At 31.1% G+C, this 23,869-nt stretch carries 32 protein-coding genes; 25 read left to right on the top strand and 7 right to left on the bottom strand.

Features of this window, described 5'->3' with window-relative positions:
* Positions 1-5: 5 nt before the first annotated feature.
* Entirely contained in the window at positions 6-551 is a 546-nt protein-coding gene (locus tag CEF14_RS05520) for a GNAT family N-acetyltransferase (RefSeq protein WP_102691934.1), read from the bottom strand.
* 86 nt (positions 552-637) lie between these two features.
* The gene (locus tag CEF14_RS05515; RefSeq protein WP_102691933.1) at positions 638-1,249 is read right to left on the bottom strand and encodes a hypothetical protein; all 612 of its coding nucleotides are present in this window, start codon (positions 1,247-1,249) and stop codon (positions 638-640) included.
* A gap of 211 nt (positions 1,250-1,460) precedes the next feature.
* Between CEF14_RS05515 and CEF14_RS05510 the strand changes: the two genes are divergently transcribed.
* The 11 genes from CEF14_RS05510 to CEF14_RS05465 all read left to right on the top strand — a co-directional run bounded on the left by CEF14_RS05510 (position 1,461) and on the right by CEF14_RS05465 (position 8,716).
* Entirely contained in the window at positions 1,461-1,877 is a 417-nt protein-coding gene (locus tag CEF14_RS05510) for a GNAT family N-acetyltransferase (RefSeq protein ID WP_102691932.1), read from the top strand.
* A 33-nt stretch (positions 1,878-1,910) separates the two neighbouring features.
* Entirely contained in the window at positions 1,911-2,528 is a 618-nt protein-coding gene (locus CEF14_RS05505) for a dienelactone hydrolase family protein (protein WP_170061449.1), read from the top strand.
* Positions 2,525-2,896, top strand: a complete 372-nt coding sequence (locus CEF14_RS05500; RefSeq protein WP_102691930.1) for a hypothetical protein — start codon at positions 2,525-2,527, stop codon at positions 2,894-2,896. Before CEF14_RS05505 ends, CEF14_RS05500 begins: the two co-directional genes overlap by 4 nt.
* Positions 2,897-3,132: 236 nt before the next feature.
* A complete protein-coding gene (locus CEF14_RS05495; protein ID WP_211284562.1) occupies positions 3,133-3,606 on the top strand; it encodes a DUF5680 domain-containing protein in 474 nt (157 codons plus the stop codon).
* A 126-nt stretch (positions 3,607-3,732) separates the two neighbouring features.
* Positions 3,733-4,323 carry a histidine phosphatase family protein gene (locus tag CEF14_RS05490; RefSeq protein WP_102691929.1) on the top strand — a complete coding sequence of 197 codons (591 nt, stop codon included), beginning with the start codon at positions 3,733-3,735 and terminating at the stop codon, positions 4,321-4,323.
* A 102-nt stretch (positions 4,324-4,425) separates the two neighbouring features.
* Positions 4,426-4,620 (top strand): hypothetical protein, encoded by a 195-nt coding sequence (locus tag CEF14_RS05485; RefSeq protein WP_102691928.1) that lies wholly within the window; start codon positions 4,426-4,428, stop codon positions 4,618-4,620.
* A 25-nt stretch (positions 4,621-4,645) separates the two neighbouring features.
* Positions 4,646-4,813 carry a hypothetical protein gene (locus CEF14_RS18950; RefSeq protein ID WP_170061448.1) on the top strand — a complete coding sequence of 56 codons (168 nt, stop codon included), beginning with the start codon at positions 4,646-4,648 and terminating at the stop codon, positions 4,811-4,813.
* Positions 4,814-4,864: 51 nt separating this feature from the next.
* A complete protein-coding gene (locus CEF14_RS05480) occupies positions 4,865-5,698 on the top strand; it encodes an alpha/beta fold hydrolase (RefSeq protein WP_102691927.1) in 834 nt (277 codons plus the stop codon).
* Positions 5,699-5,775: 77 nt separating this feature from the next.
* Positions 5,776-7,236: a DUF2157 domain-containing protein gene (locus CEF14_RS05475; RefSeq protein ID WP_102691926.1), complete on the top strand. Its 1,461-nt coding sequence runs from the start codon at positions 5,776-5,778 to the stop codon at positions 7,234-7,236.
* Complete coding sequence (locus CEF14_RS05470) at positions 7,214-7,795, top strand: GDYXXLXY domain-containing protein (RefSeq protein ID WP_102691925.1); 582 nt, start codon at positions 7,214-7,216, stop codon at positions 7,793-7,795. Before CEF14_RS05475 ends, CEF14_RS05470 begins: the two co-directional genes overlap by 23 nt.
* 111 nt (positions 7,796-7,906) lie before the next feature.
* On the top strand, positions 7,907-8,716 hold the full coding sequence (locus CEF14_RS05465; protein WP_102691924.1) for a class I SAM-dependent methyltransferase: 810 nt from the start codon (positions 7,907-7,909) through the stop codon (positions 8,714-8,716).
* A 149-nt stretch (positions 8,717-8,865) separates the two neighbouring features.
* Here the strand turns inward: CEF14_RS05465 and CEF14_RS05460 are convergent, their stop codons facing one another.
* Positions 8,866-9,279 (bottom strand): NUDIX hydrolase, encoded by a 414-nt coding sequence (locus CEF14_RS05460; RefSeq protein ID WP_102691923.1) that lies wholly within the window; start codon positions 9,277-9,279, stop codon positions 8,866-8,868.
* Between the two features lie 353 nt (positions 9,280-9,632).
* Between CEF14_RS05460 and CEF14_RS05455 the strand changes: the two genes are divergently transcribed.
* From CEF14_RS05455 to CEF14_RS05430, 6 genes are all read left to right on the top strand, one after another.
* A complete protein-coding gene (locus CEF14_RS05455; protein ID WP_102691922.1) occupies positions 9,633-10,232 on the top strand; it encodes a hypothetical protein in 600 nt (199 codons plus the stop codon).
* A gap of 234 nt (positions 10,233-10,466) precedes the next feature.
* A complete protein-coding gene (locus CEF14_RS05450; RefSeq protein WP_170061447.1) occupies positions 10,467-11,432 on the top strand; it encodes an NAD-dependent epimerase/dehydratase family protein in 966 nt (321 codons plus the stop codon).
* 161 nt (positions 11,433-11,593) lie between these two features.
* The gene (locus CEF14_RS05445) at positions 11,594-12,586 is read left to right on the top strand and encodes a S66 family peptidase (RefSeq protein WP_102691920.1); all 993 of its coding nucleotides are present in this window, start codon (positions 11,594-11,596) and stop codon (positions 12,584-12,586) included.
* Positions 12,587-12,601: 15 nt separating this feature from the next.
* Positions 12,602-14,140 (top strand): NAD(P)H-hydrate dehydratase, encoded by a 1,539-nt coding sequence (locus CEF14_RS05440; protein WP_102691919.1) that lies wholly within the window; start codon positions 12,602-12,604, stop codon positions 14,138-14,140.
* Positions 14,141-14,211: 71 nt separating this feature from the next.
* Entirely contained in the window at positions 14,212-14,694 is a 483-nt protein-coding gene (locus CEF14_RS05435) for a zinc metalloprotease (protein ID WP_102691918.1), read from the top strand.
* A gap of 155 nt (positions 14,695-14,849) precedes the next feature.
* Positions 14,850-15,521: a DUF2306 domain-containing protein gene (locus CEF14_RS05430; protein WP_102691917.1), complete on the top strand. Its 672-nt coding sequence runs from the start codon at positions 14,850-14,852 to the stop codon at positions 15,519-15,521.
* A 66-nt stretch (positions 15,522-15,587) separates the two neighbouring features.
* Here CEF14_RS05430 and CEF14_RS05425 read toward each other — a convergent pair whose 3' ends face one another.
* The gene (locus CEF14_RS05425; protein ID WP_102691916.1) at positions 15,588-15,887 is read right to left on the bottom strand and encodes a hypothetical protein; all 300 of its coding nucleotides are present in this window, start codon (positions 15,885-15,887) and stop codon (positions 15,588-15,590) included.
* 280 nt (positions 15,888-16,167) lie between these two features.
* On the opposite strand from CEF14_RS05425, the gene CEF14_RS05420 reads away from it, so the two are divergent.
* The 4 genes from CEF14_RS05420 (at position 16,168) to CEF14_RS05405 (ending at position 18,498) form a co-directional block, all read left to right on the top strand.
* On the top strand, positions 16,168-17,145 hold the full coding sequence (locus tag CEF14_RS05420; RefSeq protein WP_102691915.1) for an HD domain-containing protein: 978 nt from the start codon (positions 16,168-16,170) through the stop codon (positions 17,143-17,145).
* A gap of 17 nt (positions 17,146-17,162) precedes the next feature.
* A complete protein-coding gene (locus tag CEF14_RS05415; RefSeq protein WP_102691914.1) occupies positions 17,163-17,345 on the top strand; it encodes a hypothetical protein in 183 nt (60 codons plus the stop codon).
* An 88-nt stretch (positions 17,346-17,433) separates the two neighbouring features.
* Positions 17,434-17,886, top strand: a complete 453-nt coding sequence (locus CEF14_RS05410) for a GNAT family N-acetyltransferase (RefSeq protein ID WP_102691913.1) — start codon at positions 17,434-17,436, stop codon at positions 17,884-17,886.
* 39 nt (positions 17,887-17,925) lie between these two features.
* Entirely contained in the window at positions 17,926-18,498 is a 573-nt protein-coding gene (locus tag CEF14_RS05405) for a tetratricopeptide repeat protein (RefSeq protein WP_102691912.1), read from the top strand.
* 350 nt (positions 18,499-18,848) lie between these two features.
* Here the strand turns inward: CEF14_RS05405 and CEF14_RS05395 are convergent, their stop codons facing one another.
* The 3 genes from CEF14_RS05395 to CEF14_RS05385 form a co-directional block, all read right to left on the bottom strand.
* Positions 18,849-19,277, bottom strand: coding sequence for a hypothetical protein (locus CEF14_RS05395; RefSeq protein ID WP_102691910.1), 429 nt, complete (start codon positions 19,275-19,277; stop codon positions 18,849-18,851).
* A 135-nt stretch (positions 19,278-19,412) separates the two neighbouring features.
* Complete coding sequence (locus CEF14_RS05390; RefSeq protein ID WP_102691909.1) at positions 19,413-20,273, bottom strand: hypothetical protein; 861 nt, start codon at positions 20,271-20,273, stop codon at positions 19,413-19,415.
* Position 20,274: 1 nt separating this feature from the next.
* Positions 20,275-20,598, bottom strand: coding sequence for a PadR family transcriptional regulator (locus tag CEF14_RS05385; RefSeq protein ID WP_102691908.1), 324 nt, complete (start codon positions 20,596-20,598; stop codon positions 20,275-20,277).
* A 209-nt stretch (positions 20,599-20,807) separates the two neighbouring features.
* Between CEF14_RS05385 and CEF14_RS05380 the strand changes: the two genes are divergently transcribed.
* From CEF14_RS05380 to CEF14_RS05370, 4 genes are all read left to right on the top strand, one after another.
* The gene (locus tag CEF14_RS05380; protein ID WP_102691907.1) at positions 20,808-21,485 is read left to right on the top strand and encodes an HAD family hydrolase; all 678 of its coding nucleotides are present in this window, start codon (positions 20,808-20,810) and stop codon (positions 21,483-21,485) included.
* Positions 21,486-21,533: 48 nt separating this feature from the next.
* On the top strand, positions 21,534-22,748 hold the full coding sequence (locus CEF14_RS05375; RefSeq protein WP_102691906.1) for an MFS transporter: 1,215 nt from the start codon (positions 21,534-21,536) through the stop codon (positions 22,746-22,748).
* Between the two features lie 124 nt (positions 22,749-22,872).
* A complete protein-coding gene (locus tag CEF14_RS18945; protein ID WP_170061446.1) occupies positions 22,873-23,070 on the top strand; it encodes a hypothetical protein in 198 nt (65 codons plus the stop codon).
* A gap of 269 nt (positions 23,071-23,339) precedes the next feature.
* Positions 23,340-23,804 (top strand): hypothetical protein, encoded by a 465-nt coding sequence (locus tag CEF14_RS05370; protein ID WP_102691905.1) that lies wholly within the window; start codon positions 23,340-23,342, stop codon positions 23,802-23,804.
* Positions 23,805-23,869 lie beyond the last annotated feature (65 nt).

Genomic DNA, 23,869 nt, shown 5'->3' with positions numbered 1-23,869 from the left:
TAAAACTAATCTATAAGTCTCCCCATCATTACAGTATTATAATAGTTATGATCAGAAAGAATCCTATCATTTTTTAATATACCTTCTATTTCAAAACCAAGTTTTTTATAGAGGTTTATAGCTTTTTCATTTGTTTCCAAAACGTTTAAGGTGATTTTCGTTATACCATTAGAGTCAGCCCATTGAATGGTTTCTTTTAAAAGGTTCTTTCCAATTCCATATCCCCAAAATTCTTTTAAGACGCATACGCCAAATTCGACTTTATGAGAAAATCTGTGTAAATAAGTGCCTTCACATCTTGAAAATCCAACTATATTTCCTTGTACAACAGAAACCAAAAATAAGTTTCTAGGCATATCCGTATCTGTTTTGATTATTTGTTCAAATCCAGGAATATCGATGAATGCCTCACCTTTTTCTCTATCTAGATTTTCAGTCTCTCCGTCAATCATTAATCTCAATTTAGACAATATTTCAGCATCTTTAACTTCCGCAGAACGAATTGTGTAAGATAAACCGTATAAAGAAAATGCTTTATTGTTAATTTTCATAGAAAAGCTCCTGTCGTAAAAAATGATGTTTTTTAGATTTATTCCATATGTTTCCTTTTTAATATCTGAAGTATTGAGAGTAAGATTTAGTTAATCGCACCATTTGGATTACAGTAGAATTCTATATTTATACCTCTAGATAAAGTAACACCATTGTATGTGAATGTGCCTCCTAAATCGATAGAATATGTTCTACCCAAATCTATTAAAAACGGGGTAAATCCTGTTTGTATCCATATCCCCTTATCAGATGAAGTCGATAGCGAAAGAACGTTACCAAATGCTTGTCTACTAGCGGCCTCATTCAATATTGTTTGAAAAGAACCATTAATACTGATAGTAACAGCAGTACCATTTATAGTAGTAGTAACTTTCTTAATTGTATTGGCACTAATACTATTGTTGTTTGGCGTTGGAACAAATTTCAAATTTGCCATATCAATTACTATTCTTTTAAATTCTTCAGGTTTTACCCATTCTTCAGCTTTAAAATTTTCGAATGGATCTAGTTTTAATTCTACTTCTGGATACTCTAAATTTACTTCCTTTACGATAGTAGTATATTGTTTGTAATAAGACTCTTTTTGATCTTGTGTCAACGATAAAGAATCCGCAGATACAGGTGTCGTATTGTGCATTCCAAAAATAATTGAGGTTGTGATAAGTGTAGTTATAATAATTTTTGTGATTTTTTTCATATTATTCCTCCCTTATATTTTTAATGTAAAATAAAGTAGATTAAAAACAAAGCTATTCGACAAAGAAAGACAAAATTAAGTTACTCTTATGTATTCCCTTTTACTTCAAGGAAACTATGATCCTTACGATTAGTCAGAAGTTTTTTACAACAATTATGGAAATTAATGATAATATATAGTAATAATGGTTATTGAGAGGCGGTTAGAAATAATGATTAGATTGAAGTATAAATTAGAACCCATGGATTTACCCCTTTTAAAGAATATTTATCAATCTGTAGGTTGGATGAAACATGATGAAGCAATCATTAAAAAGGTTTTTGATGCAAGTACCCATAAAGTATTTGTGATGGAGGATGAAAAAATTATTGGGTTTGCTAGAGCTCTTTCAGATGGGGTATTCAATGCCACAATCTATGATGTTGTCGTACATAAAGATTTTCAAAATAAAGGTGTTGCAAGAATTGCATTAACAGATTTACTTAAACAATTGGATCCTGTTTCGTGTATACAGCTAATTGCGACAACTGGCAATGATACATTTTACAAGAAGTTTGGCTTTAAAAAGCTGAAGACTGGAATGGCAATCTATCAGAATGTGGAACTAGCAAATGAATATCTAGAATAGTAAAGTAAACATTAAAATTTACAAATGGAGTGCATGAATATATATAAAATTGAACATAACCAAAAAAAAGTTATCGTATTATTACACGAAATTTACGGAATTAATGATCATATGAAGTACTATGCCGATCTTTTTTGTGATTTAGGATACGATGTAGTTTGTCCGAATCTTATCAACAAGGAAAGACCGTTTAGTTATGAACGTGAACATCAAGCCTATCAGCATTTTACAGAAAAAATTGTTTTTGAAGTAGCTGCTTCAGATACTAAGAAAATAATAGAAGAATTGAGTTCTATTTATGAAGAAATATATATTATGGGTTTTAGTATCGGAGCGACAGTTGCTTGGATATGTAGTGAGATAAAGAAAGTGAATGGAGTTGTCTGTTTTTATGGATCTCGTATTCGCAATTATTTAGAAATAGTGCCGGCATGTCCGGTGCTATGTATTTATGCAGAATCTGAGAAATCATTTGAAATTCTAGGACTTGTAAAAAAATTAGTAGAAAAGCAAGTTGGTTCACATGTTTTAAAAGGTGCTCACGGATTTGCTGATCCTTATTCCAGTAAGTTTAATAAGGATTCATATGAAAAAGCAATTGCAATCGTAAAGAAGTTCTTATTAAAAAAAACCAGGAATAAGTGGATATGATGAAGTTATACGCAAATGCATATAAATCGATCTTGAAAACAAACTTTATGTTGCTTATTATTGCAATTGTTTTACTATTTTTTACTTTTGGTTATTGGTTAGGTATACCTGTTTTTATAGTAAGTATGTGGTTATTCGAATTAAATACTCCATGGTATGTGCAGGTAATCGGTGTATCGCTAAGTGTTGGTATCCTAATTTCTTTATTTTTTATCCCAATCAATTTAAAAGTTGCGAGAAGAGTGGCAGAGATTAAAGATCAAAGTGCCCTTAGCCAATTGATTCGGATACAATTAACCTTTGTATTATTGTTTGCTGTTAGTTTTGTATTAGTTTGTGTAGGATTGTTGTTTGTGAATAAAAGCTGAATATTATAGGTTCGAACCACACTCTAAATGGTTGATGAGAGGTGAAAATTGATATGGTAATCGGATTTTTCGTATCTTTGTTGATATTAATTATTTACATAGCGCCAATTGTTTTTGTAATTTGGTTTATGCTAAATTTGTTGAAAATACAAAAAAGAATAATCAACTATTACAAGCAATACATGATAAATTAAACCGTATTAGTTAATCAGAACTAGGTGTATGGAGGATTTAAAATGAAAGTATATAAAGATTTCTTGGGATTTTTAATCAACGCAAAAAAAGCAACATATGCTTCATTTGATACGAATAGTATCGTCAAGGAACCTCTGCTAAATAGATCAAAACAATTAGAGTATAAAGAAGGTGAATTTTTATATAGAGATATATATTTTGGGGTTCGATACTTTGTTGGACAAGAAACTGTTTACTATCAAGATAAACCCATCTGGGGAATGGCATATAGCGGTGGATTGACAAATGATACTGATTTGGATACTGAACGTTTTATTTATGAATTTTTAAGAGAAGCAATGAGAAATGTGTCTAAAGAAAATCCATTTAGGGGTCCAAATGAATTTAAAAAGAGAAATTTTATTTATAATAATTCGAATCAGGGAAACCTAGAGAACTTTAAAGGAAAAGAATCCATACATTTAAAAAATCAGGAAGTTTATATACTAAATTATACAGGCGGAATGATTAAATAAATATTTATAGTTTTATAGAATAAATGGATAATTTACTTTCTAATGGGAATAAAAGTTTTGCTTAATTTATATAAACCAAAAATCACTTAGTAAAAACGATAAACTTTTTAGAAAGACGGTGACATAGTGAAAATTTTACTAATTCGACATGGTGAGTCAGAAGCAGATCTATTAAAAGTTCATGAAGGAAGAGCTGATTATCCATTAACTTTAAAAGGAATCGAACAGGCACAGTTGATGGCTAATCGTGTAAAAGCTGCATATACAATTGATAAGATTTGGGCAAGTACATTGCAGCGTGCCAAAAAAACGGCAGAAATCTTAAGTGAGACAATAAACTGTTCTATCAATTACCTAGATGAATTAAAAGAACGTGATAATGGAGATCTTGCTGGCAAAGCATATGAAAACGTTAAAATGCCAATAAAGTTATTACCACATGAAAAATTAGGGATATATGGAGAATCGAAAATTGAATTTCGTATGCGTGCAGAACAAGTATTTTCTTCGATCTTAAAACAAAGTGAAGGATGCGAACAAATTGCGATTGTTTCTCATGGAGGGACGATTTCAAAAATAATAGAGAGCTTTTTACAATTGCCTGTAGTACACAATTGTATGTTTGTCACAGGAGATACAGGAATACATCTTGTTGAAATCAACAAACAAGGACGCATTATCCACTTTACTAACAGCACTTCACATTTAAGTAAATAGAAATTCATCTGATTCATGTTTGAAAGAAATAGCCGTTGATCAAATTCGAATAGAAAAATTCCATATAAGTCTGAAAAATAATAGGTATGATAGGAGAGTTTTATGATTAAATCATTAAAATGGCAACTAATAGTATCTTTACTTGTTTCTTTAGCATTTATTTATTTTATCATTTCGAATATCAAGTTTATTAATGGTGATAAATTTGTACAAATTATATTTTTCATCGTGATGGTAGTAAGTATCTATAATTCGGGGGTGTTAACACAAAAATTTATTCAATCGAAAGAAAAGTAATTTTTATTAAAATTGAGGTGTAAAAATGAAAGAAGATTTTTATATTGGTTGGGGAACTTTGGCACTTATAAATGCTGGAATAGCTCAAGGAAAAAATAGAACTGGATTTAATTGGTTTTGCTTGTCTTTATTGTTAGGACCATTAGCTACATTTATTTTGCTTTTTGTAGAAAAGAGAGAACGATCATTCTAAAGATAAGTTTATTTGAATATAGAATTAGTACAAATTGAAGGAGAATGTTCAATGAAATGGATAAGACAAAACATTTCTACTGAAAGGGGTATTTTTGAAATATTCATTTCAGGAAAAGGCACGCCTGTTTGTATAACTCATAATTATTCGGAATTCAATGAGACTGGGGATTATTTTGCAAAAACATTTACTGATCATCACAAAGTCATCCTTGTTAATCTTCGAGAAACAGGTAATTCAGCAAAAGCAACAGAACCATATCAACTGAGTATGATTGAGGCTGTGTTGGATTTAGAAGAAATCAGAATAGAATTAGGGTATGAAAAATGGATTTTTGCAGGTCATTCAACAGGAGGCATGATTGGAATTTTATATGGAATACATTTCTCAAACTCATTAAATTCTTTAATACTTGTAGGTACATCTGCAAGAGAATTCACATTATCTTCGAAAGATTGTATCTACAATTCAAATCATCCCCAAAATAAAAGAATGATTGAATTACTCTCTAACTTAAAAATAGGGACCATTTCTGAATATGAGAAAGAAATATTAACCAAAGAAAGAATAAAATTATCATTATATAATCCTGATCAATATGAAGAATACTTTACTCCTCATATTCAAAAAAAGATATCATCAAAACGATTAGATTTTTTTAACAGAGAACTAAGTATTTACGATGTGACAAGACAGCTAGAAAAAATATCAACAAATACGCTAATTATGTGTGGCCGATACGATGTGCAATGTCCAATCCAATTTTCAATAGAAATGAGTCAACTCATACCGAACAATCAATTTATAATATTTGAAAAGAGCAATCATTATCCTTTTCTAGAAGAACAGGATAAATATAAAGAGAACATCGTAAGTATTTCTTAGTACATAACTATTTCAGTGAATTTACAACCTCTGTTATCATTGGTTGTATTTGTAAATAATCATTGGAGGTGTACCTCTTGAAAAGAATAATTCCACGGTCATTTTATAATTTTTTATCTGATGAGTTAAAGTATCTAGAGTCAGAAGGAAAACTGCAACCAGGTCAGGCCAAGGATTTGATGAACTTGTATGATTATCCAAACCATCTTCAAAACCAAGCAAAGAGTACGATTAATGTCATTCAAGTTCTACTCACAATTGGTTCAATCCTCATTGGATTGGGAATCCTTACATTTGTCGCTAGTAATTGGTCACATTTAACAAGTACCACGAAGTATATCATCTTACTAGCAACCTTAATCATCTTTTTCATTGTTGGTAAGTTGTTAGAAGTGAGAAAACCTCCTCTTTCAAAAACCGCATACTACATTGGTGTATTTGCTTTTGGGGCAGAACTGTTCTATATAGGTCAGTTATTTCACTTAGGTATTCATGCATCAGATATGTTTCTAGCATGGGGGATTGGAATCCTTCCACTAGCGTATTACTTGAGAGATGAGTATCTAAAGGCATTCAGTATAGCACTAGTTTATATTTTTGTAGAAATGAAATTTATTTTAATCGACAGTCCATATCCATATGCTGCAATCATCGTCATACCAATACTGTTTCTAGTTGGCCATTATTTGTTAAAGGAATATCAGTACATATTGAAATGGGTCAATTTATTCTTTGTTTATCAATATATTCAATTTCATTTCTACTTCATCCCTATTGGAGATAATAAGTTTCCGTGGATCTTCTTAATAAGTATCCCGATAGTATACTTCATAGGACATCGTTTCTATAATAAATCAAGCCTTCTATTTATTATTAATACTGCAGTATTGATTCAAGCTATTACTACTTTATATTCACAAGACGCCAATATTAGCAACACAATGGAAATAGTATTCGGTTTAATTATTTTTCTAGTGATTATTCCATTACTATTTTATATAACTCACAATTACTATGATCAATCTATTATCTTATTTACAACAAACACTTTAACTTTTTTAATAGCTGTTATTACCATTTACACTTATTATGTTTTTTTAAATAACACAGTCTTACTTTTAGCAATTTTGTTCGTTATAGGTATGATTTTGTTCTACCTGCCTTTTAAAGAGTATGAACCCTCTTCCAAAACTATGGGTGCTATCATACATGTTAGTTCAGGTTTACTTTTAACTTTCCCATATTTATGGGAATCTAGTTATCCTTTTCAACCAGATTCATCTATCGCAGCAATCATTTGTTTAGTTTTCGGCGTAGCGTACTGTATCTATGCATTAACGCTCGTTGCGAAAAACAACTTACTAGGGGTAGGCATTATCTCGATCTATGTTTTCAGATTCTATGTTGACTTGTCACTTCAATTTATGAGTAAATCCATTGCTTTCATAATAGGGGGAATTCTCCTAATTGCTCTTGGTTATTGGTTTGAACGAACACGTAAAGGGGGAAAGAAGAATGAGCAAGTTATCAAGAAATAAACAATTCTTTATTTCTCTCTTACTCCCTGTAATCATTTTACTGACTATGACAGTGAAACCACTTTTAACGGTCTTAACAGGTGAAACTATCTATTTACAAACTACACCTGTAGACCCATCAGACATCGTCTATGGAGATTATGTGAATTTAGAGTTTGAAATCGAAACCTTACCTCTTTCTCTTTTAGATAAAGGGTTAAAGAAACAATTAAGCAAAGATCAAAACTATTTTAACTTTGATCATGACAAAACGGTCTATATTACTTTAAAGAAAAATAATAAGACAAATATCTATGAAGCCACGAAAGTAACAGAAAACAAGCCAAATTCTGAAGTATTTATCAAAGGTGAATTATCATCCTATATTAACCAAGGAGATTGGGATAACGACCAGTCACCAAAAGATGTGCATGTCCATATTCCTATTGAACGATACTATGTAGAAGATAATACGGGGACACTTTTGGAAAAACAATCTCAAAAAGGTAATTTAAAAGCAGAAGTCAAAGTTAGAAATGGATTTGCGGTAATAAGGGACATTCAAGTAATTAAACAATAAGTAGAGGGGGATTTACCCTCTATTTTTTTCTATAAAACATCACTTAAAAAGAAATAAATTTAAAGAACTTATTGGTGGAAATTGGATACAAAACTAAAAAGGGGAAAAGTTATGAACAAAGTTATTAAGTATTACAATCAATTTGATGAATGGGGAAGGCTTGAAAGAGAACCAATTGAATTTCAAGTAAATTGGCATTATATCAAGAAATACTTGCCTAAATCAGGTAATGTACTAGATAACGGAGCTGGGCCAGGGAAATACGCGATAGAACTTGCAAAAGAAGGTTATCATGTAACATTAACTGATATAACAACGAGTTTAGTAGAAATTGCAAAGAGTAAAGTAAAAGAAATGGGTCTTGAAAATCATTTTAATGGGTTTTACGTAGCAGATGCTCGAAGACTCAAGATGATGAAGGATGAAAGTTTTGATGCTTCTTTCATGTTAGGTCCACTGTATCATTTACAAGAAGAGAAAGAACGAATTGAAGCTGTTAAAGAATTAAATAGAGTAACAAAGAAGAATGGTATTGTATTTGTAGCATTTATGCCGAGAATTAGACATGTATATAATTCACTTATAAATCCAGATAATTGGAGACCAAATGATAACTTAGAAACAATTATTCAATTTTCTAAAACGGGTTGTTTTGATCATGAAGAAGAACATCGTTTTACTGGAGCATATTACTTTAACATTGAAGATATTAATCCATTTATGGAAGAACTGGGGTTTGAAACAATTCAATTAATCGGTTCAAATGCAGGAACTATTTTAAACGAAAGTAGCTGGAGTTACTGGAAAAAGAAAGGCCAACAAGAAATTGAAAAAATAATCGGTTTTATAATTGATCAAGCAACTAATCCTTATATTCTTGGGATTTCATCGCACTTATTGTATATTGGAAAGAAAAAGTAGTGGTTATAAAGAGTTTTATAAAACAGGGGATATACTATATAAAGTACACTTATTATGTATGTAGAATAAAAGTGCAATCTTGTGCTGCTTTTTTTAATGAAGCCTGTACATTGCACTTTTTTATTTTGAGCACATTTATGAAGAGAAAATCAATAGAATTCTTTCAAATGAAATATTCCATGTTCTTTATAATCATCTAAAATGCTTGGAGGTAACAACACTTTAGCCTCTACTATAGATGCCCACAAAAACTGTTCATGTTCAGAAGACAACTGAATGGAATTTGATATGTGTTCACAAAGAAATGTGAGTAAAACAAGCTGTCTATTCTGATCGGTGAAGAAGGTAGTCGCAAATAACAGTGATTTTACATGGATATCTAATCCAACTTCTTCAAGAAATTCTCTTTTTAACGCAGACTCAAAATCTTCTCCAAATTCCAATTTTCCTCCAACGGGTTCCCATGTTCCTCCTCCAACTTCGTCATTTTGATCCCTTTTTACGATTAGTAAGCGTCCATTTTTAAAAACTAACCCTTTAAGTACTACAATAATGGAACTCATCATGTCACTCCTAACTATATTAAAAACGCTATAGAACAACGAAAAACGCGGAATGTTACAATTATATTTCATTATTATATCGAATTTTAAAAATTCTGTAATGATAATGTCTTAAAAATTCAAATAAGATGTATAAAACAAAAATTAATAGACAAGTAAATGCACTGACAGATATCAAATTTAAAAATAAGGGGTGACAATTACAATTCAAACTAACTATCAATTGAAATTTCTTCGACTCGTAACGATCAGTGTTTGATTGGTACTGTTGATTAAAGAAAATTTAAGTAGGAAATTCTTTCAAATAAAAAAACAGATTTTGTAATGATCCAATTAAAGAAGGGTGAGATTATATGAAAAATAAGTTTAGGTATTTGACAAGTTATGTGATTCTCTTGATTGTGATTTTTTCAACTGTAGGTTGTTCACAAAGTGTACACTCCGGACAAGAGACAACAGTAAAAGTAGAATATAATGAGGATGGAGATAATAAGAGTATTCAATCCATTGCACATGTACTTAAGACTGAATTTACAAGTCCAAAACAAAAATATAATGACATACTAAAAAATCCAAATAACATCTTAAAGATAAATGGAAAAAAAGTCTTGAAGGCATCTAGCGGAAGTGAATTATACCAATATATAGAAGACTTATATCAACCTTATTTCACGAATAATGGATTCGAAAAATTTTTTGTAGGCTCAGCTTTTTCCTACACTTTACAATCAAAAGATATTCAAATTAAAGTAGACAATATCTCTATTAAGAAAAATAAAGATGATCAAAAAAACTATGATTTTGTTGTGAATGTAAAATATAAAAAAGTGGGAGGACCCGAGAAAAAATATAAGATTAAAGGACTTGCAACACTTCCCGAAGAAGGTAAAATTGCAGATATAACATATTTAGATGATAGCGGATTGAAAGAGAAAATTGAAAAGAATAGTTGATTTATTTTTTTATCGTTAAAGTTTTGTAAAAAAACAACATTGCTTCTCCTAAAATAGAGAAACTTTGTTGTTTTTTATTCTAATTTTTGCAAAAATTAGTTTATAAAATGTTGTAGTGTGTTGAATAGTATGCAGCTGATTGGTTGGCTTAGCAATTATATGTGATTAACAAAGTATGTATCAGTTTTTAGCAGCATGAAATTCTTGAAGAGAAAACTTAAGGAGGTTATACAGATGGATGTCTTACTGTTTGGTGGAAGTGAGTTTGTTGGTAGAGCCTATTTAGAGAGGTTAGTTGCTGATGGGCATATGGTTGACATTGTCACTAGAGGGATCAAGCCAATTACTGTAAAAGGATATCGGAACCATTTAAAATGTAATCGGCAAGATGAAAATGCCTTAGCAACTCAATTAGAAGGTCGCGCTTATGATTATGTTTTTGATATTTCTGCTTATACAGTTGAAGATATTAAGCCCATTTTAAAAGTTTTGAATCGAACAAAGTTACAAAGATACTTCTTAATGAGTACAGGGGGAGTATATACGCCTTCTGATTCAGTAGTAAATGAAGATGGTGAGATTGGTTTTAACAAAAACTGGGGGACTTATGGTGTTGATAAAAGAAAAATAGAGTTAGAATTAATGGAAGTGCATAGATTAAAGAATTTTCCAATACTAATTTTCAGACCAACATATATTTATGGAGAAGGCAATAATTTATATAGGGAAACCTACTTTTTCCAAAGATTAATCGATCAACTACCAATTCCTTATCCAGACACAAGTAAAGGAAAAGCACAGTATATACATATTGAAGATTTAGTAAATATTACAATGGAAGCAATAGTAAAAGAAGCCACTAATGGTGAAGCATTTAACATTACGAATTCAGAAATTTTCACATGGAAAGAATTAATACAAACTTTTAAATTAGTAACGAATAAGGAAGTTCCTGAAATTTCAATTACGCAAACTGAAATGGATCAATTAGCTATTAATAGCAGAGAATTCTTCCCTTTTAGAGATGTTACTTATTTATTGGATATTCAAAAATTAATAGATTTTGGTTTATCTACACCCACTATTTCATTAAAAGAGGGTCTAGAAAGAAGTTATAATTGGTTTAAGAGTAAAAAAATTCCTAGACAATATCATTTATTGAATAGTTTAGAAAAAGTAGTATCTTTAAAAATGAAATAATTTGTCACTGTGTCCAGATAAAATTTGAATGATTAAATGGGTTACATTTAAGATAGTAGTATTTTACATGATGAAATTTTAAAACCAAAAGATTTTTGGCACAATCCAATATTTCCTCTATAATAGTAACAAATGTAAAAGCTATTGAAATGAGGGGTTGTATGTTTCAACCATTAAAAAAAGGCGATGTTGTAGGTGTTTTTTCTCCGTCTAAGCCTGCTTCTGTCACTGCACAGGCTCGCTATGTCAGAGGCAAACAAGTGCTTGAATCGCTGGGTTTAATCGTAAAAGAAGGTATATTAACAGGTAAAGCAGACTATTATCGCTCAGGAACACCAAAAGAACGTGCTGCAGAATTTAATAGTTTACTTCGAGATCCAGAAGTGAAAATGATCATGCCTTCCATAGGTGGTACAAATGCAAATAGTATCTTACCATATATCGATTATGAAGCATTTCAACAACACCCAAAAATTATAGTTGGTTTATCGGATGTTACTGCTATTTTACTTGCTTTATATAGAAAAACAGGCATCCCAGTTTTTTATGGTCCATCCGTTGCTTCAACCTTAGGAGAATTTCCTCCTTTAGTTGAAGATACGATAAAGTATTTTAAATGGATGTTTATGGAGGAAAATCACGTACCTTATACGATACCAATGCCCAAACAATGGTCTGATGATAAAGTGAATTGGTTAGAAAAAACAGAAGTAAAAAAGTACTATAAAAACGAATGGATTTGTGTAAAAAAAGGAAAAGTAACAGGTAAACTAATAGGCGGTAATGTGAATACGATGTATGGCACCATTGGAACAGAGTATTTTCCAATAATAGAAGAAGGAGATCTTCTATTAATAGAAGATACTACGAAATCAGCCGCAGTAATGGAGAAAAACTTTGCCATGTTAAAATTACATGGGATTTTGGAAAAAGTAACAGGCATTATATTAGGAAAACACGAACAATATGATGATATGGGGACAGGAAGAAAACCATACGAACTATTATTAGAACAATTAGATGGACGAGAAATTCCAATTTTAGCGGAATTTGATACTTGCCATACACATCCACTTCATTCGATGCCGTTTGGGCGACAAGTCGAACTTAACGCAACAGAGAAAAGAGTGACATTAGTGGAAAACTGGCTATAAATAAGGAGTGGGAAAATGTACATAGGTGGGAAAAAGGATTTAAATGCACTAGATCAATATACGATGGAATCTTTAGGATTACCAGGAACAGTATTAATGGAAAATGCAGGTACAGCAGTAGTTACAACATTATTGCAACATTATGAAGATGTTGAGGGGAAAATACTAGTTTTAGCTGGTTCTGGTAATAACGGTGGAGATGGATTTGTTATTGCTCGTAAATTGAGTGATCATGGATTAAATGTAGAGCTCTGTCTTCTTGTTAGTGAATCCAAAATTCAAGGAGATGCTTTTGTTCATTTAAACGTTTATCGAAAACGGCAATTACCTTTTTTTCAACTGACAGAACAAAACGTAAATGAACTTCAACAGAAAATTAATCACGCAACAATTATTGTTGATGCAATGTTAGGTACAGGCTTTCATGGTACTTTAAGAGAACCATATCGAAAAGTCATTCAAATGGTAAATCAGTCGACTGCATTTGTTTTGTCTGTAGATATTCCATCTGGCCTCCAAGCTGACAATGGATATGTAGATGAAATTGCCATCAAAGCAGATCAAACAGTAACTTTCGTCATGCCGAAAAAAGGGTTCTTTTTGCAAAAAGGACCTAATTATATTGGGAATTGGAATTTAGTAAATATTTCAGTTCCTACATCATTAGTAAAATCATTAAAGCTTTCATTACCAAAGTTAATTTCAAATGCTGATGTATTTGCACAATTACCTAAACGTCCATCAGATGGGCATAAAGGAACATTTGGTCATGGATTAGTTATAGGTGGATCGAAATCTTATGTTGGGGCTCCTATTTTTTCTGCAAAAGCTGCTTTTCGTACAGGGCTTGGCCTGATTACGCTTGCCATACCAGAATGTAATTATGCTCTTACAGCTGTTCAGGCTCCTGAAGCTTTATTTATCGGGCTTGATGATCAAAACGGCCATATTTCTTCAAATGCTATAAAAGAAATTAATCTTACAAAATATAAAGCAATTGCATTCGGACCAGGCATTGGAAGATTTGATGAAGCAGAAGCAATCGTACAAGTATTGTTTAAACAATTGAATGGTCAACCACTCATTATTGATGCAGATGGGCTGTACTTCTTAAGAAATCAAATGCAATTAGTAAGAGATTATGAAGGACCCGTTATTATTACACCACACCCTGGAGAAATGGCAACATTACTCGACGTTACTGTAAAAGAAGTTGAAAGTGATCGATTAGAAATTGCAAAACGATTTGCTGAAAAATATAATGCATTTGTTCTATTAAAAGGGCATCGTTCCATCGTTGCAACACCAGAAGGTATTACATGGATGAATCCTTATGGGCACGATGCGCTAGGTAAGGGTGGAAGTGGAGATGTACTTACTGGTGTGATTCTATCATTATTATGTCAAGGGGCTAATCCTGAACAAGCATTAGTATGTTCTACTTATTTACATGCAAGATCAGCAGAATTACAAGCAAAGGATTTCTCTCATTATGGTGTAACACCGAATGCTATCATTGAAGGAATTCCCAAAATACTAAATAAACTATTTTAGCAAGTATTGCCAAATTTAATCTATGCTAGTTGCGAAATTTGGAGATTTTTGTCTTTGAAAGGAGAATTACATTGCGAAATTTAGCATGGTACATATCTTTGGCAATTTCGTTTTTCGGATTTATCATGATTGAATTTTATTTTACGCAAGACCCAACAAAAAGTGTTGAGCAAGGAAATGTAGCCTTTATCCCAATTTTCCTTCTTGTGCCATTTCTGTTACTAAGTATGTTTATTACTTGGACAGTGGGGAGAAAGTATTTTGCTGTGAAACCTTTCAATAGACCATGGTTATTGCTATTTGTGACAGCTCTTATTCTCCTTGTTAGTATCCCTGGAGAATATCAGCTTGTACAAAACTCATTGAAAGCATTACATGGAAAATGGAACGATCCTAACTCTGTGATTTATCAGAAAGGGCCTTTCAATTACTATACAAATAATTGGTACTTTAACGAAAATATATTTTTACTTCTCCATCTTTTTGCTTTTTTATGTGGATTCTTTGGTCGAAAAGAGGAATGGCTTGAGGATACAAAAGAACTACACAAATAACAACAGATTGATGAATCGTTTTGAATAAAAACATAATAATGCGAAGTAAAATTCAAATTGAAAACTATTTTTAGGGCACTGCTATTCTGATATAGACAGTGCTTTTTAAACCTATAAAATAAAAAGAAAATCATGGAAAATATAGGGGATGGGAAATGAGAAAGATGAAATTTATTTTGGTGTTAATTGGTTCATTGTTAGTGAGTGCCTATACGGTAATTCAATATGGATTTTACGAACCATCATTGGCTGGGCTAGTCCAAGTAAAGCTAATGAGTCCAAATTTTGATGTAACACCATGGGTTTACTTTTTATATGTGCATATCGTAACAGGCTGTCTTGCACTGCTAATTGGACCCATTCAAATCTTTCGAAGTCAAAAGAATGAAAACACTAGAAAATTACATCAAATGCTTGGGAAAATATATGTTATTTCTATAGTAATCAGTAGCATTGTCAATTTGTATTTATCCTTTTTTGCAACGGGAGGATTGTTAACAAGTACAGCATTTTTTGCATTAGATTTGATTTGGCTTTACACTACTTGTGTTGCAGTAGTAGCTATTAGAAAAGGTGACACTGTGACACATAGAAAATGGATGCTACGAAGTTACGCTTTAACATTTGCTGCCGTTACTTTAAGAATTTATTTATATCCCCTTTTAAAGTTAACGGGTCAGTTTGAAGTAGCATATTGCTTGTCTGCATGGTTAAGTTGGACGATTAATCTACTTTTAATTGAATGGGTTATTCGTAAAAGTCGCAAAACAATGGATATTTCACCAGATCCTAATAAAGAGTTGCAAAATAGAGAAAAAATTATTTAACAAATAATAACACCTTCATTAAAAGAAGGTGTTATACATAATAAACGAATTCAATATTAGGTTTTGTTAAACATAATCACGGAAAGCAATGACAGCAATCGGCAATGATAATGTTAAAAAAGTAACTAAATTTACACTTATTAATACAGGTTTCAAAAATTCTCTTTCTCCTTTAAATGCAAATAGGAGACCTACTAATGGTGAACTAAAAGCAAGGATAAATAAAATATACCCAATAAAACCTGTTTCACTAAAATGATTACTTGTATTGCTTGTATGTTGCCACAACTTTAAGCAACTTAAAAACGTGATAACTGTTACAAAAAAACAGGCAATTGAAAACTTGTTAAACTTCCGTTTATCCAACTAAATTCCCCCATTTTAATTGAATTGTCTCTTCTCACAGTCGAACATCATGATACAACCGACACCTGAAAAACGGATCATTCAAAATAAATAAAAAGCTTAATGGACAATGGAAGTAATACATTCTGTATAAAATAATATGACGATAAAATGGAATTCATTAACTTTTTTCTTTATATTCATGAATTTTATGTGTATTTTTTGGACAGAAGAAATCTTCTGAAGGTATTTTTAAATGATTAATACAATTAAAGAATAGGCTTATAAGGTGGCGAAAGTGATGAGGATTATAGATGACCTATATGGAACCTTTTACATTGACGGTATTCTGGAAGAATTAATTTTGAGTAGTCCAGTGCAAAGACTAAAAGGGATTTATCAAGGAGGAGCAAGTTTTTTAGTTAATAACAAATGGAATGTGACAAGATATGATCACTCGATAGGGGTCATGCTTTTAATCAAAAAATTGGGTGGTACCCTTGAAGAACAAATTGCAGGTTTACTACATGATGTATCACATACCGCATTTTCACATGTTATTGATTTTGTTCTTGAGAATATGGAAGAAAACTATCACGAAAAAATATTTCGTTCAATCATTACAAAATCTGAAATCCCCAATATATTGACTAAATACGGTTATCATTATCAGCAAATACTCTTTGATGATTCAAAATGGAGCATTCTCGAACGCCCTATACCTGAACTTTGTGCGGATCGTGTTGATTACACTCTTCGAGATATGTATCAATATGGTCAAATTAATACACAGGAGATTCAACAATTTTTAGCGAATAGTATAATAGTAGATGACCAAATGGTCGTTAAAAATATCGAATCAGCTGAATGGTTTGTGAATACATATTATAAGGAAGTCATTGATTTCTTTATGAATCCATTAAATATTTACGGATATGATACGTTAACAAAAGCACTTAAAATAGCCTTAGACAAAAAGATCATCACTCTAGATACCCTTTTAGAAACAGATGCAAACGTTATGAATTACTTACGAACAAGTTCAGATGAAGAATTACAAGCTATTCTAAAACTGATACATCCAAATGTCATCGTAAAAGAAGATAAGAATAATTTTGATTTACATAGAAAAAACAAGTTACGAATGATTGATCCAACTGTGCGATTTGGAGACGAATTAATCAAAGCATCTAATCTTTCGGAAACGATAAAGCGTTTAGGCGAAGTAGCAAAGAAAAAAGCAGAAGAAGGGATGTTCGTGAAAATAATAGCGAATTAATGCAAAGGAGGATTCAATTGAGTAAAAAGAAAATGGAACGCTTCGAAGAGGAGAGAGAAAAGTGGCTGGAGGAGAAAAAAAGCAAAATTGAAACAAATAAACTTTCTGATCGAACGTACTATGGAAGTCCGACGATAGGTGGAGTAGTTGTTCTTTTAGCTATCATAATATTTATCATTGTAAATAGTTTGAATCATTAGACTAAGAAAGACAGTCTAAGGCAATATTCAAAATTACGGCACAGTTATTTTCATATTGTTCTTAGTAAATTTGTAAGGAGAGATAAAAATGATTATTCGTAAACTGTACCAAGGAGAGAAATCACCAATCAATCTATTGCTATTGGCTGATCCATCACACTCACTTGTTGAAGAATATTTAAAAAGGGGGGAATGTTATGTAGCAGAATTAGACAACCAAATTGTTGGTGTCTATGTATTACTTCCGACAAGACCTGAAACGGTAGAATTAGTAAATATTGCAGTTGAAGAGTCTTTCCAGAATAGAGGTATTGGGAAACAATTAATTTTTCATGCCATTCAATTAGCAAAGTTAAAAGATTATAAGACAATCGAAATTGGTACTGGAAATTCTAGCATCGGACAACTAGCACTTTATCAAAAATGTGGATTCAGAATAACAGGAGTTGACCAAAATTTCTTCATAAGACATTATAATCAGAAAATAGTTGAAAATGGTATACAGTGCAAGGATATGATTAGGTTGTCATTAGAGATCTAAAAGGTGCTTTATGAGCTCTGAAAAAGAAGGTGTGGGTCTTTGGATATTAAAAAGGTAAAGATTGCATTCACACAGCTAACCGAATATATTTTTTTTGATGAAAATCAATGTTTTCGAGAACAAGCCAGTTCGATTCAATATGTTAAAAAGTTTATTGAAGAGAGTGAACCTCTCATTTTAGGTTCTTTGAAAAACGAAGATCTTTATGTTTTGTATAGTATGTTAGGAAATGCATATCGAGTGATCAATAATGCGGAACAAGCTATTTTGTTCTTTCGAGAATGTATGAACTTAACCGAACAACATCCTAAAAGGAAAATCGTAACGTTGATTCGTCTAGGGGAAGCCTATAAATTTGCGAATTTCCATCAAGAAGCGTTGGATTTATTTGAACAAGCATTAACTCTTTCAACTGAATTTAAAATGCCAGATTATGAGGATTTTATCTATCAGCATAAAGGTAAGTGCTTCATGGAGCTCGGTGAAATTGAGTTAGCTAAGAAATATCTAAATGAAGCACTTCAAATTAGAATAAAAAAAGGCAATATGGAATTGATAAAATCAACACAAATTGTATTAGATTTCTTGGATCTTAAAGGAAAGTTAAAATGATGATAAAAATTGTTATTGCTACTTTGGGTAGCATAATTATGGGATTTGGATTTTTTTATAAGAAGGAAGATCGTAAAAAATACTTTGTCAATGGATATTCTTCAGCAGTAGGGACTAATGATAGATTAATCGGTAATTTGCTATTTTTTTCAATCGGTTTTTTCTTTAGTATACTATCGTGGTACATTACTAAGATGATCATTATAGTAGTTGGATTGTTTCTTATTATTGTTTCTATATTATACATAACTTAGAAAACTAAAATCCAGAGGGTGCTTTGCATATCTGTATGCAAAGCACCCTCTTTATTGACTTATTTACAGAATGAAAAAAGATTTAAATGAAAACTACTACTTCGATAGTGGAATCTTTATTGTTTTAGTATCATGTGTAGGTGTAATGTTTACTGTATACAATGGATTGTCTTTTGTACTTTCACTAGATTTTGCTGAAGAAGACTTTGGTTTAAGATAATATTCATCTATTGTCTTGCTTTTTGTCCTATAGACGTAAATTGTATATGGTACATTAAGGGCTAAATTTGTGGTAACTTCGTTATTTTTATTCGTGATGATTGATTTGTCTTGAGGAAGTATAGCTATATCATTAGCTTGTTTGCCATCAGAAAGAACACGTAGTAAATATCTTTGATCGATATCTAAAGAATCTTCAATTCGAATCGTTACTTTTATTTTCTCAGAAGTATTTACAAAATCACCTTTTCCACAAGAAACTAGTAGAATTGAAATACAAATGAATAAACTCAATCGAAGTTGCATCACTATCACCTTCCAAGAATCTATTTTGACCATTTTTTGTCAAAATGTATTCTTTGCTTTTAAACTAACAATAGTTAATAAATAATGTTTCCACCGTTAACGTTTAACGAATTTACTGTCTAATAGACGGAATGTTCAGATAATAAAATCAAAAATAGTAAAAATATAGCTACAAACTCCAATTTGAATACAGAGACTCAACCACTTTAAATTTGGGCGATAACTACTGATTAAAAGACTACATATCCAAATAAACAATAGAGTAAGGGGAGGTACTAATTTCGACATATCTTCTGCACTTCCAAAAATCAGAAATCCAGCAAGCATAATCAGAGTGCAATACATGACGATTATTCCGCTAACCGTATTACAAATAACGATAAAGATTCGATTTTTTGTTTGAAACGATTTGAAATGTTTTTTTACTGGTTGATAAATAGCGCCAAGAATAGCATTGGTTATAATAATCATTAAAAATAAAATTCCGATTATACGATAAAACCAAGTTATGATGTGATCTGTAGCTCCATCAACTAGCATAATTCCATAAAACCATGCAAGTATATAAATAAAGCAATATAACATGAAGATCATCCTATATCTAGCAATATAAATTTGTTTCTTAGTAAATATAAAAGTAAGAGTTGTAAGAATTGCCATGATGATCATCCATGTATATGGATAAAAATTGAATTCAATGCCCACTTTGAAAATCGCAATAGTGGTAAAAGTGATTGAGAGAATCGCTAATAACTGTAATGCGATTGTTCTATGTGGAGATATAGAGCGAGATAAAGACATGCCTATTTCATCTGCATCTCCGAAATCATTTATTGTTTTTTCTATAGCAATTTTATCCGTATATCCATTGTGTAAATAATCTTCTTTTTTTTCATTTAATAACGCAGTTAACTCAGATTTCAAATTGTGGTGTTCCTGCTCATTGACTTCAACACGCATTAAGATTTGATCGATATACCTGTCGATATCATTCATATTAGATTTCCTCCAATGCAGATTCAATCAGTTTATTAATCTTCCGCCATCCATCTAACTTCTCTTCAAATAAAGCACGGCCTGATTCAGTTATATGATAATACTTTCTTCTTCCGCCCAAATGTTCTTCTCCCCAATAGGATTCAATATAGGATTTTTTTTCTAATCGTTTTAAAAGAGAATATAAAGAACCTTCACTAATTTTAAGGAAGTTCTCGCTTGCTTCGTACACCTCCTTTAGAATGCCACCCCCATAATTATCTTCTTTCATGATACGAGAAAGGATTATTAAATCTAAACTTCCACGTAATTGCTCTTTATCCATGTTTCTTCACAACCTTAACTTACGTTTGTTAAGTACATAATATAACGAGGTACTTAATAAAGTCAAAATAATATTCCTAATTATGAAAAAATTCAAAAATATGTATAAAAACAGAAGCGATATCGTGGAAATAAGTAGGAAAAAAGTGGATTTAAGAGAATGTAATAGAGAAGAAATCAATTCTAACTTTTAATAAGGAGTTCAATACAATGATTAAAGCCGTATTTTTTGATTTAGATGGGACATTACATAATCGAAAAACATCCATTGTTCCCTTTATTGAAAATCAGTATGAAAGATTGTTTGTATATTTTTCTCATATTCCGAAAGAAGAGTATGTAAGTCGATTTATTGAGTTAGATCATGATGGTTATGTTTGGAAAGACAAAGTCTATGGCCAAATGATAATTGAATACAATATTATTGGCATAACATGTGAGGAATTATTAAAGGATTATCTAACGGAATTTAAATATCATTGCTTGGCTTTTGAAAATCATTTAGAAATGCTATCTCAGTTAAAAAAACAGGGATTATTATTAGGAATTATTACAAATGGATATGGACAGTTTCAGTTAGATACCATTCGCGCTTTAAATATTGAAGAATATCTTGATGTAATCATCATTTCAGAATGGGAAGGTTTCAAAAAGCCCGATCCAGAAATATTCGAACGTGCATTAAAAAAGTTAGGTGTAAATGCAACTGAAAGTGTTTTTGTCGGCGATCATCCTAAAAATGATATTGAAGCAGCAAAAAATATAGGGATGATCACAATTTGGAAAAGGGATTTAACTATAAAAATGGTACAAGCAGATTACATTATAGACAATTTATTGGAAATTCCACGAATACTTCAGGTAATGGAAAAAGAGAAGTATTCATAAAATCTAATGCAAATTAAATTCAATTACATTTAATTTCGGAGGAATTGTATGAGGAGTTGGAAGAAATATTCACTTTTATTTAGTGGGATAGGAGTATCTAATTTAGGTAACTGGATTTATCTAATCGCCTTGAATATTTTCATATTAGACATGACGAAATCCATGGTAGCTATTGCGGGTATCTATATTGTTGGACCAATGGCTAGAATATTAACAAACTTTTGGGCAGGTTCCGTTATAGATCGTAAGAATAAAAGACAATTAATGATTATAACCGATGTTTTAAGAGGGGGATTCATTCTATTAGTTCCTTTTATTCATTCTATTTGGTTAATCTATGTAATTATTTTTGCGACAAACATTGCTGGGGCATTCTTTGGACCAAGCTCAACTTTTTATATTTCAAAATATGTAGACGATGAAGATAAGAAAAGATTCAATTCAATAATGAGTGTATTGAATACTGGATCAGTTTGTATAGGTCCAGCTATTGCTGGTTTTTTGATAGGGATTTCTAGTACAACATGGTGCATTATTATGAATGCAGTTTCATTTTTCATATGTGCATTCAGTATCTATTTATTACCAGATGTTGAAGATGAAAATTCTAAGAAACGTGTATCAATTAGCTTGAAAGTAATAAAAGATGATTGGCGTGTCGTAAAAAATTTTATGCTTGGTGAACGTTACTTTACTAAAATTTATGTGTTATTCCAAGGTGCATTAATGATTGCATTTGCTCTCGATTCTCAGGAGGCTACTTATATTAAACATGATTTAGAGCAATCAGAAAAAATGTATGGCTTAATTGTTAGTCTGACAGGGATTGGCGCTATTGTTGGTGCATCAGCTTCTGTTGCTTTAGTAAGGTATATATCACTCCAAACATATTTAGGCATTGGAATGTTTTTGACTATGATCGGATATTTATTGTTTTATTGCTCAACAGGATTTTGGTCAGCCATATCTGCTTTTCTTATTTTAGGATTCTTTATGTCATTTAGTAATGCAGGATTTGATACTTTTTATCAAAAAAATGTACCTCTAAATATTATGGGGCGTTTTGGAGGTATTGCTTCAATATTTCAAAGTTTAGTACAAATTGCTCTTACGATTATTCTTGGAGGACTTGCAGATTTGTTTTCTTTACAAATTGTAGCCATAATATTTGCAGCAACAAGTGTTATCGTAGCAATGATTCTATGCATTGGTGTTTTCAATAAAGAAAGTAGAAGCTATTATATCGAGACGAAAAATACCTAATTGTACGATCACTATTTTTAATATAGCTAGAATCAATTGAATAATAATTAAGTATTGAAATTAAATGGAGTGATAAAGTGAGGGGATTTTTAATTTTAACATTATCTTTTATATTCTTTTCTATTTGTGGGACATAAATGTCGATATTGATTTTTTACAAATACCTTATCAAAAAGTTCTGGATCACCTCAGTGAGAAATTTGGTATTACTTTTTATGTTGAAGAAAAAAGCAAAGAAAAATTGTATAACAATGTTAAAAATATGTCGCCAAAAAAGTTTGAACAATCACTTAGAAATCAATTTAAAGAAGCTCAGCAGTAAATGCATGATTCAACTTATAACAAAGGTGAAACCGGTTCATTTGGACCTCATACGATTCCAAATGCTTATAACACTTTATCAACAACACCACTTAAATGACATTTTAAAGAAAGCACAGTTCCTATAAATTGGGGAAATGTACTTTAATTATCTTTTGAGTATATTTAATTTCATCATAAATTTATTTGAATTACTGTAAGAAAAATGAATATTTGCTAATAAAAAATACGTAGATAAAATACAAATAAGATAGATAGGGGAGGGATCATGTGAAAATAATAGTTAGAATGTTGGTTTTATGTATGATCATGTTCACATTATTTGCTTGTGGCAAAGATCAACCAAGCGATAAAGATGTTTTAAAGCTTCTTCAAGATTACAAGACAGTCCAGTACAACATTAAAGACCCATTGAACCCGCCATCTGGAACGGAAATAGGTGAAAAAGTAAAAGGATACTTTTCAGAAGATGAGTTTGAAAAACAGATGGCGAATCGGGTATTTCAAATTGCTCCTGAAATAGCAAAGGTATCAAATAGAAGTATCAAATTAGAAAATGTAAATCTTAAGAAATCTAAAGAAAACAAAGATGGAACAATTGATTACAAATACACATTGAAACTAAAATTTTATGATGATCAATCCAGTGAAGTGATTGAGAAAAAAGGACAATTAACAGTTGATGGGCTTACAATAACTCGAGATTGGGAGGAAAATCCATCTATAAAAAAATAGTATATGAACATGCCATATACTACAGATTGTTAACGAATAGATGTTGAATGTAAAATAGTATAATG

The organism is Rummeliibacillus pycnus (assembly GCF_002884495.1).
In the GTDB taxonomy this organism is placed as follows: domain Bacteria; phylum Bacillota; class Bacilli; order Bacillales_A; family Planococcaceae; genus Rummeliibacillus; species Rummeliibacillus pycnus.
The sequence above is the reverse complement of the archived record's forward strand: the minus strand, read 5'-3'. Positions and strand labels throughout refer to the sequence as shown.

Coding starts and splice junctions, on each gene's coding strand:
- CEF14_RS05385 (WP_102691908.1), bottom strand. CDS start 20,598: ATGGATAAAGAGCAATTACGTGGAAGTTTAGATTTAATAATCCTTTCT.
- CEF14_RS05465 (WP_102691924.1), top strand. CDS start 7,907: ATGAACAAAGTTATTAAGTATTACAATCAATTTGATGAATGGGGAAGG.
- CEF14_RS05455 (WP_102691922.1), top strand. CDS start 9,633: ATGAAAAATAAGTTTAGGTATTTGACAAGTTATGTGATTCTCTTGATT.
- CEF14_RS05470 (WP_102691925.1), top strand. CDS start 7,214: ATGAGCAAGTTATCAAGAAATAAACAATTCTTTATTTCTCTCTTACTC.
- CEF14_RS05395 (WP_102691910.1), bottom strand. CDS start 19,277: ATGCAACTTCGATTGAGTTTATTCATTTGTATTTCAATTCTACTAGTT.
- CEF14_RS05420 (WP_102691915.1), top strand. CDS start 16,168: ATGAGGATTATAGATGACCTATATGGAACCTTTTACATTGACGGTATT.
- CEF14_RS05430 (WP_102691917.1), top strand. CDS start 14,850: ATGAGAAAGATGAAATTTATTTTGGTGTTAATTGGTTCATTGTTAGTG.
- CEF14_RS05500 (WP_102691930.1), top strand. CDS start 2,525: ATGATGAAGTTATACGCAAATGCATATAAATCGATCTTGAAAACAAAC.
- CEF14_RS05380 (WP_102691907.1), top strand. CDS start 20,808: ATGATTAAAGCCGTATTTTTTGATTTAGATGGGACATTACATAATCGA.
- CEF14_RS05485 (WP_102691928.1), top strand. CDS start 4,426: ATGATTAAATCATTAAAATGGCAACTAATAGTATCTTTACTTGTTTCT.
- CEF14_RS05495 (WP_211284562.1), top strand. CDS start 3,133: ATGAAAGTATATAAAGATTTCTTGGGATTTTTAATCAACGCAAAAAAA.
- CEF14_RS05450 (WP_170061447.1), top strand. CDS start 10,467: ATGGATGTCTTACTGTTTGGTGGAAGTGAGTTTGTTGGTAGAGCCTAT.
- CEF14_RS05410 (WP_102691913.1), top strand. CDS start 17,434: ATGATTATTCGTAAACTGTACCAAGGAGAGAAATCACCAATCAATCTA.
- CEF14_RS05505 (WP_170061449.1), top strand. CDS start 1,911: ATGAATATATATAAAATTGAACATAACCAAAAAAAAGTTATCGTATTA.
- CEF14_RS05440 (WP_102691919.1), top strand. CDS start 12,602: ATGTACATAGGTGGGAAAAAGGATTTAAATGCACTAGATCAATATACG.
- CEF14_RS05510 (WP_102691932.1), top strand. CDS start 1,461: ATGATTAGATTGAAGTATAAATTAGAACCCATGGATTTACCCCTTTTA.
- CEF14_RS05375 (WP_102691906.1), top strand. CDS start 21,534: ATGAGGAGTTGGAAGAAATATTCACTTTTATTTAGTGGGATAGGAGTA.
- CEF14_RS05520 (WP_102691934.1), bottom strand. CDS start 551: ATGAAAATTAACAATAAAGCATTTTCTTTATACGGTTTATCTTACACA.
- CEF14_RS05460 (WP_102691923.1), bottom strand. CDS start 9,279: ATGAGTTCCATTATTGTAGTACTTAAAGGGTTAGTTTTTAAAAATGGA.
- CEF14_RS18950 (WP_170061448.1), top strand. CDS start 4,646: ATGAAAGAAGATTTTTATATTGGTTGGGGAACTTTGGCACTTATAAAT.
- CEF14_RS05445 (WP_102691920.1), top strand. CDS start 11,594: ATGTTTCAACCATTAAAAAAAGGCGATGTTGTAGGTGTTTTTTCTCCG.
- CEF14_RS05515 (WP_102691933.1), bottom strand. CDS start 1,249: ATGAAAAAAATCACAAAAATTATTATAACTACACTTATCACAACCTCA.
- CEF14_RS05390 (WP_102691909.1), bottom strand. CDS start 20,273: ATGAATGATATCGACAGGTATATCGATCAAATCTTAATGCGTGTTGAA.
- CEF14_RS05480 (WP_102691927.1), top strand. CDS start 4,865: ATGAAATGGATAAGACAAAACATTTCTACTGAAAGGGGTATTTTTGAA.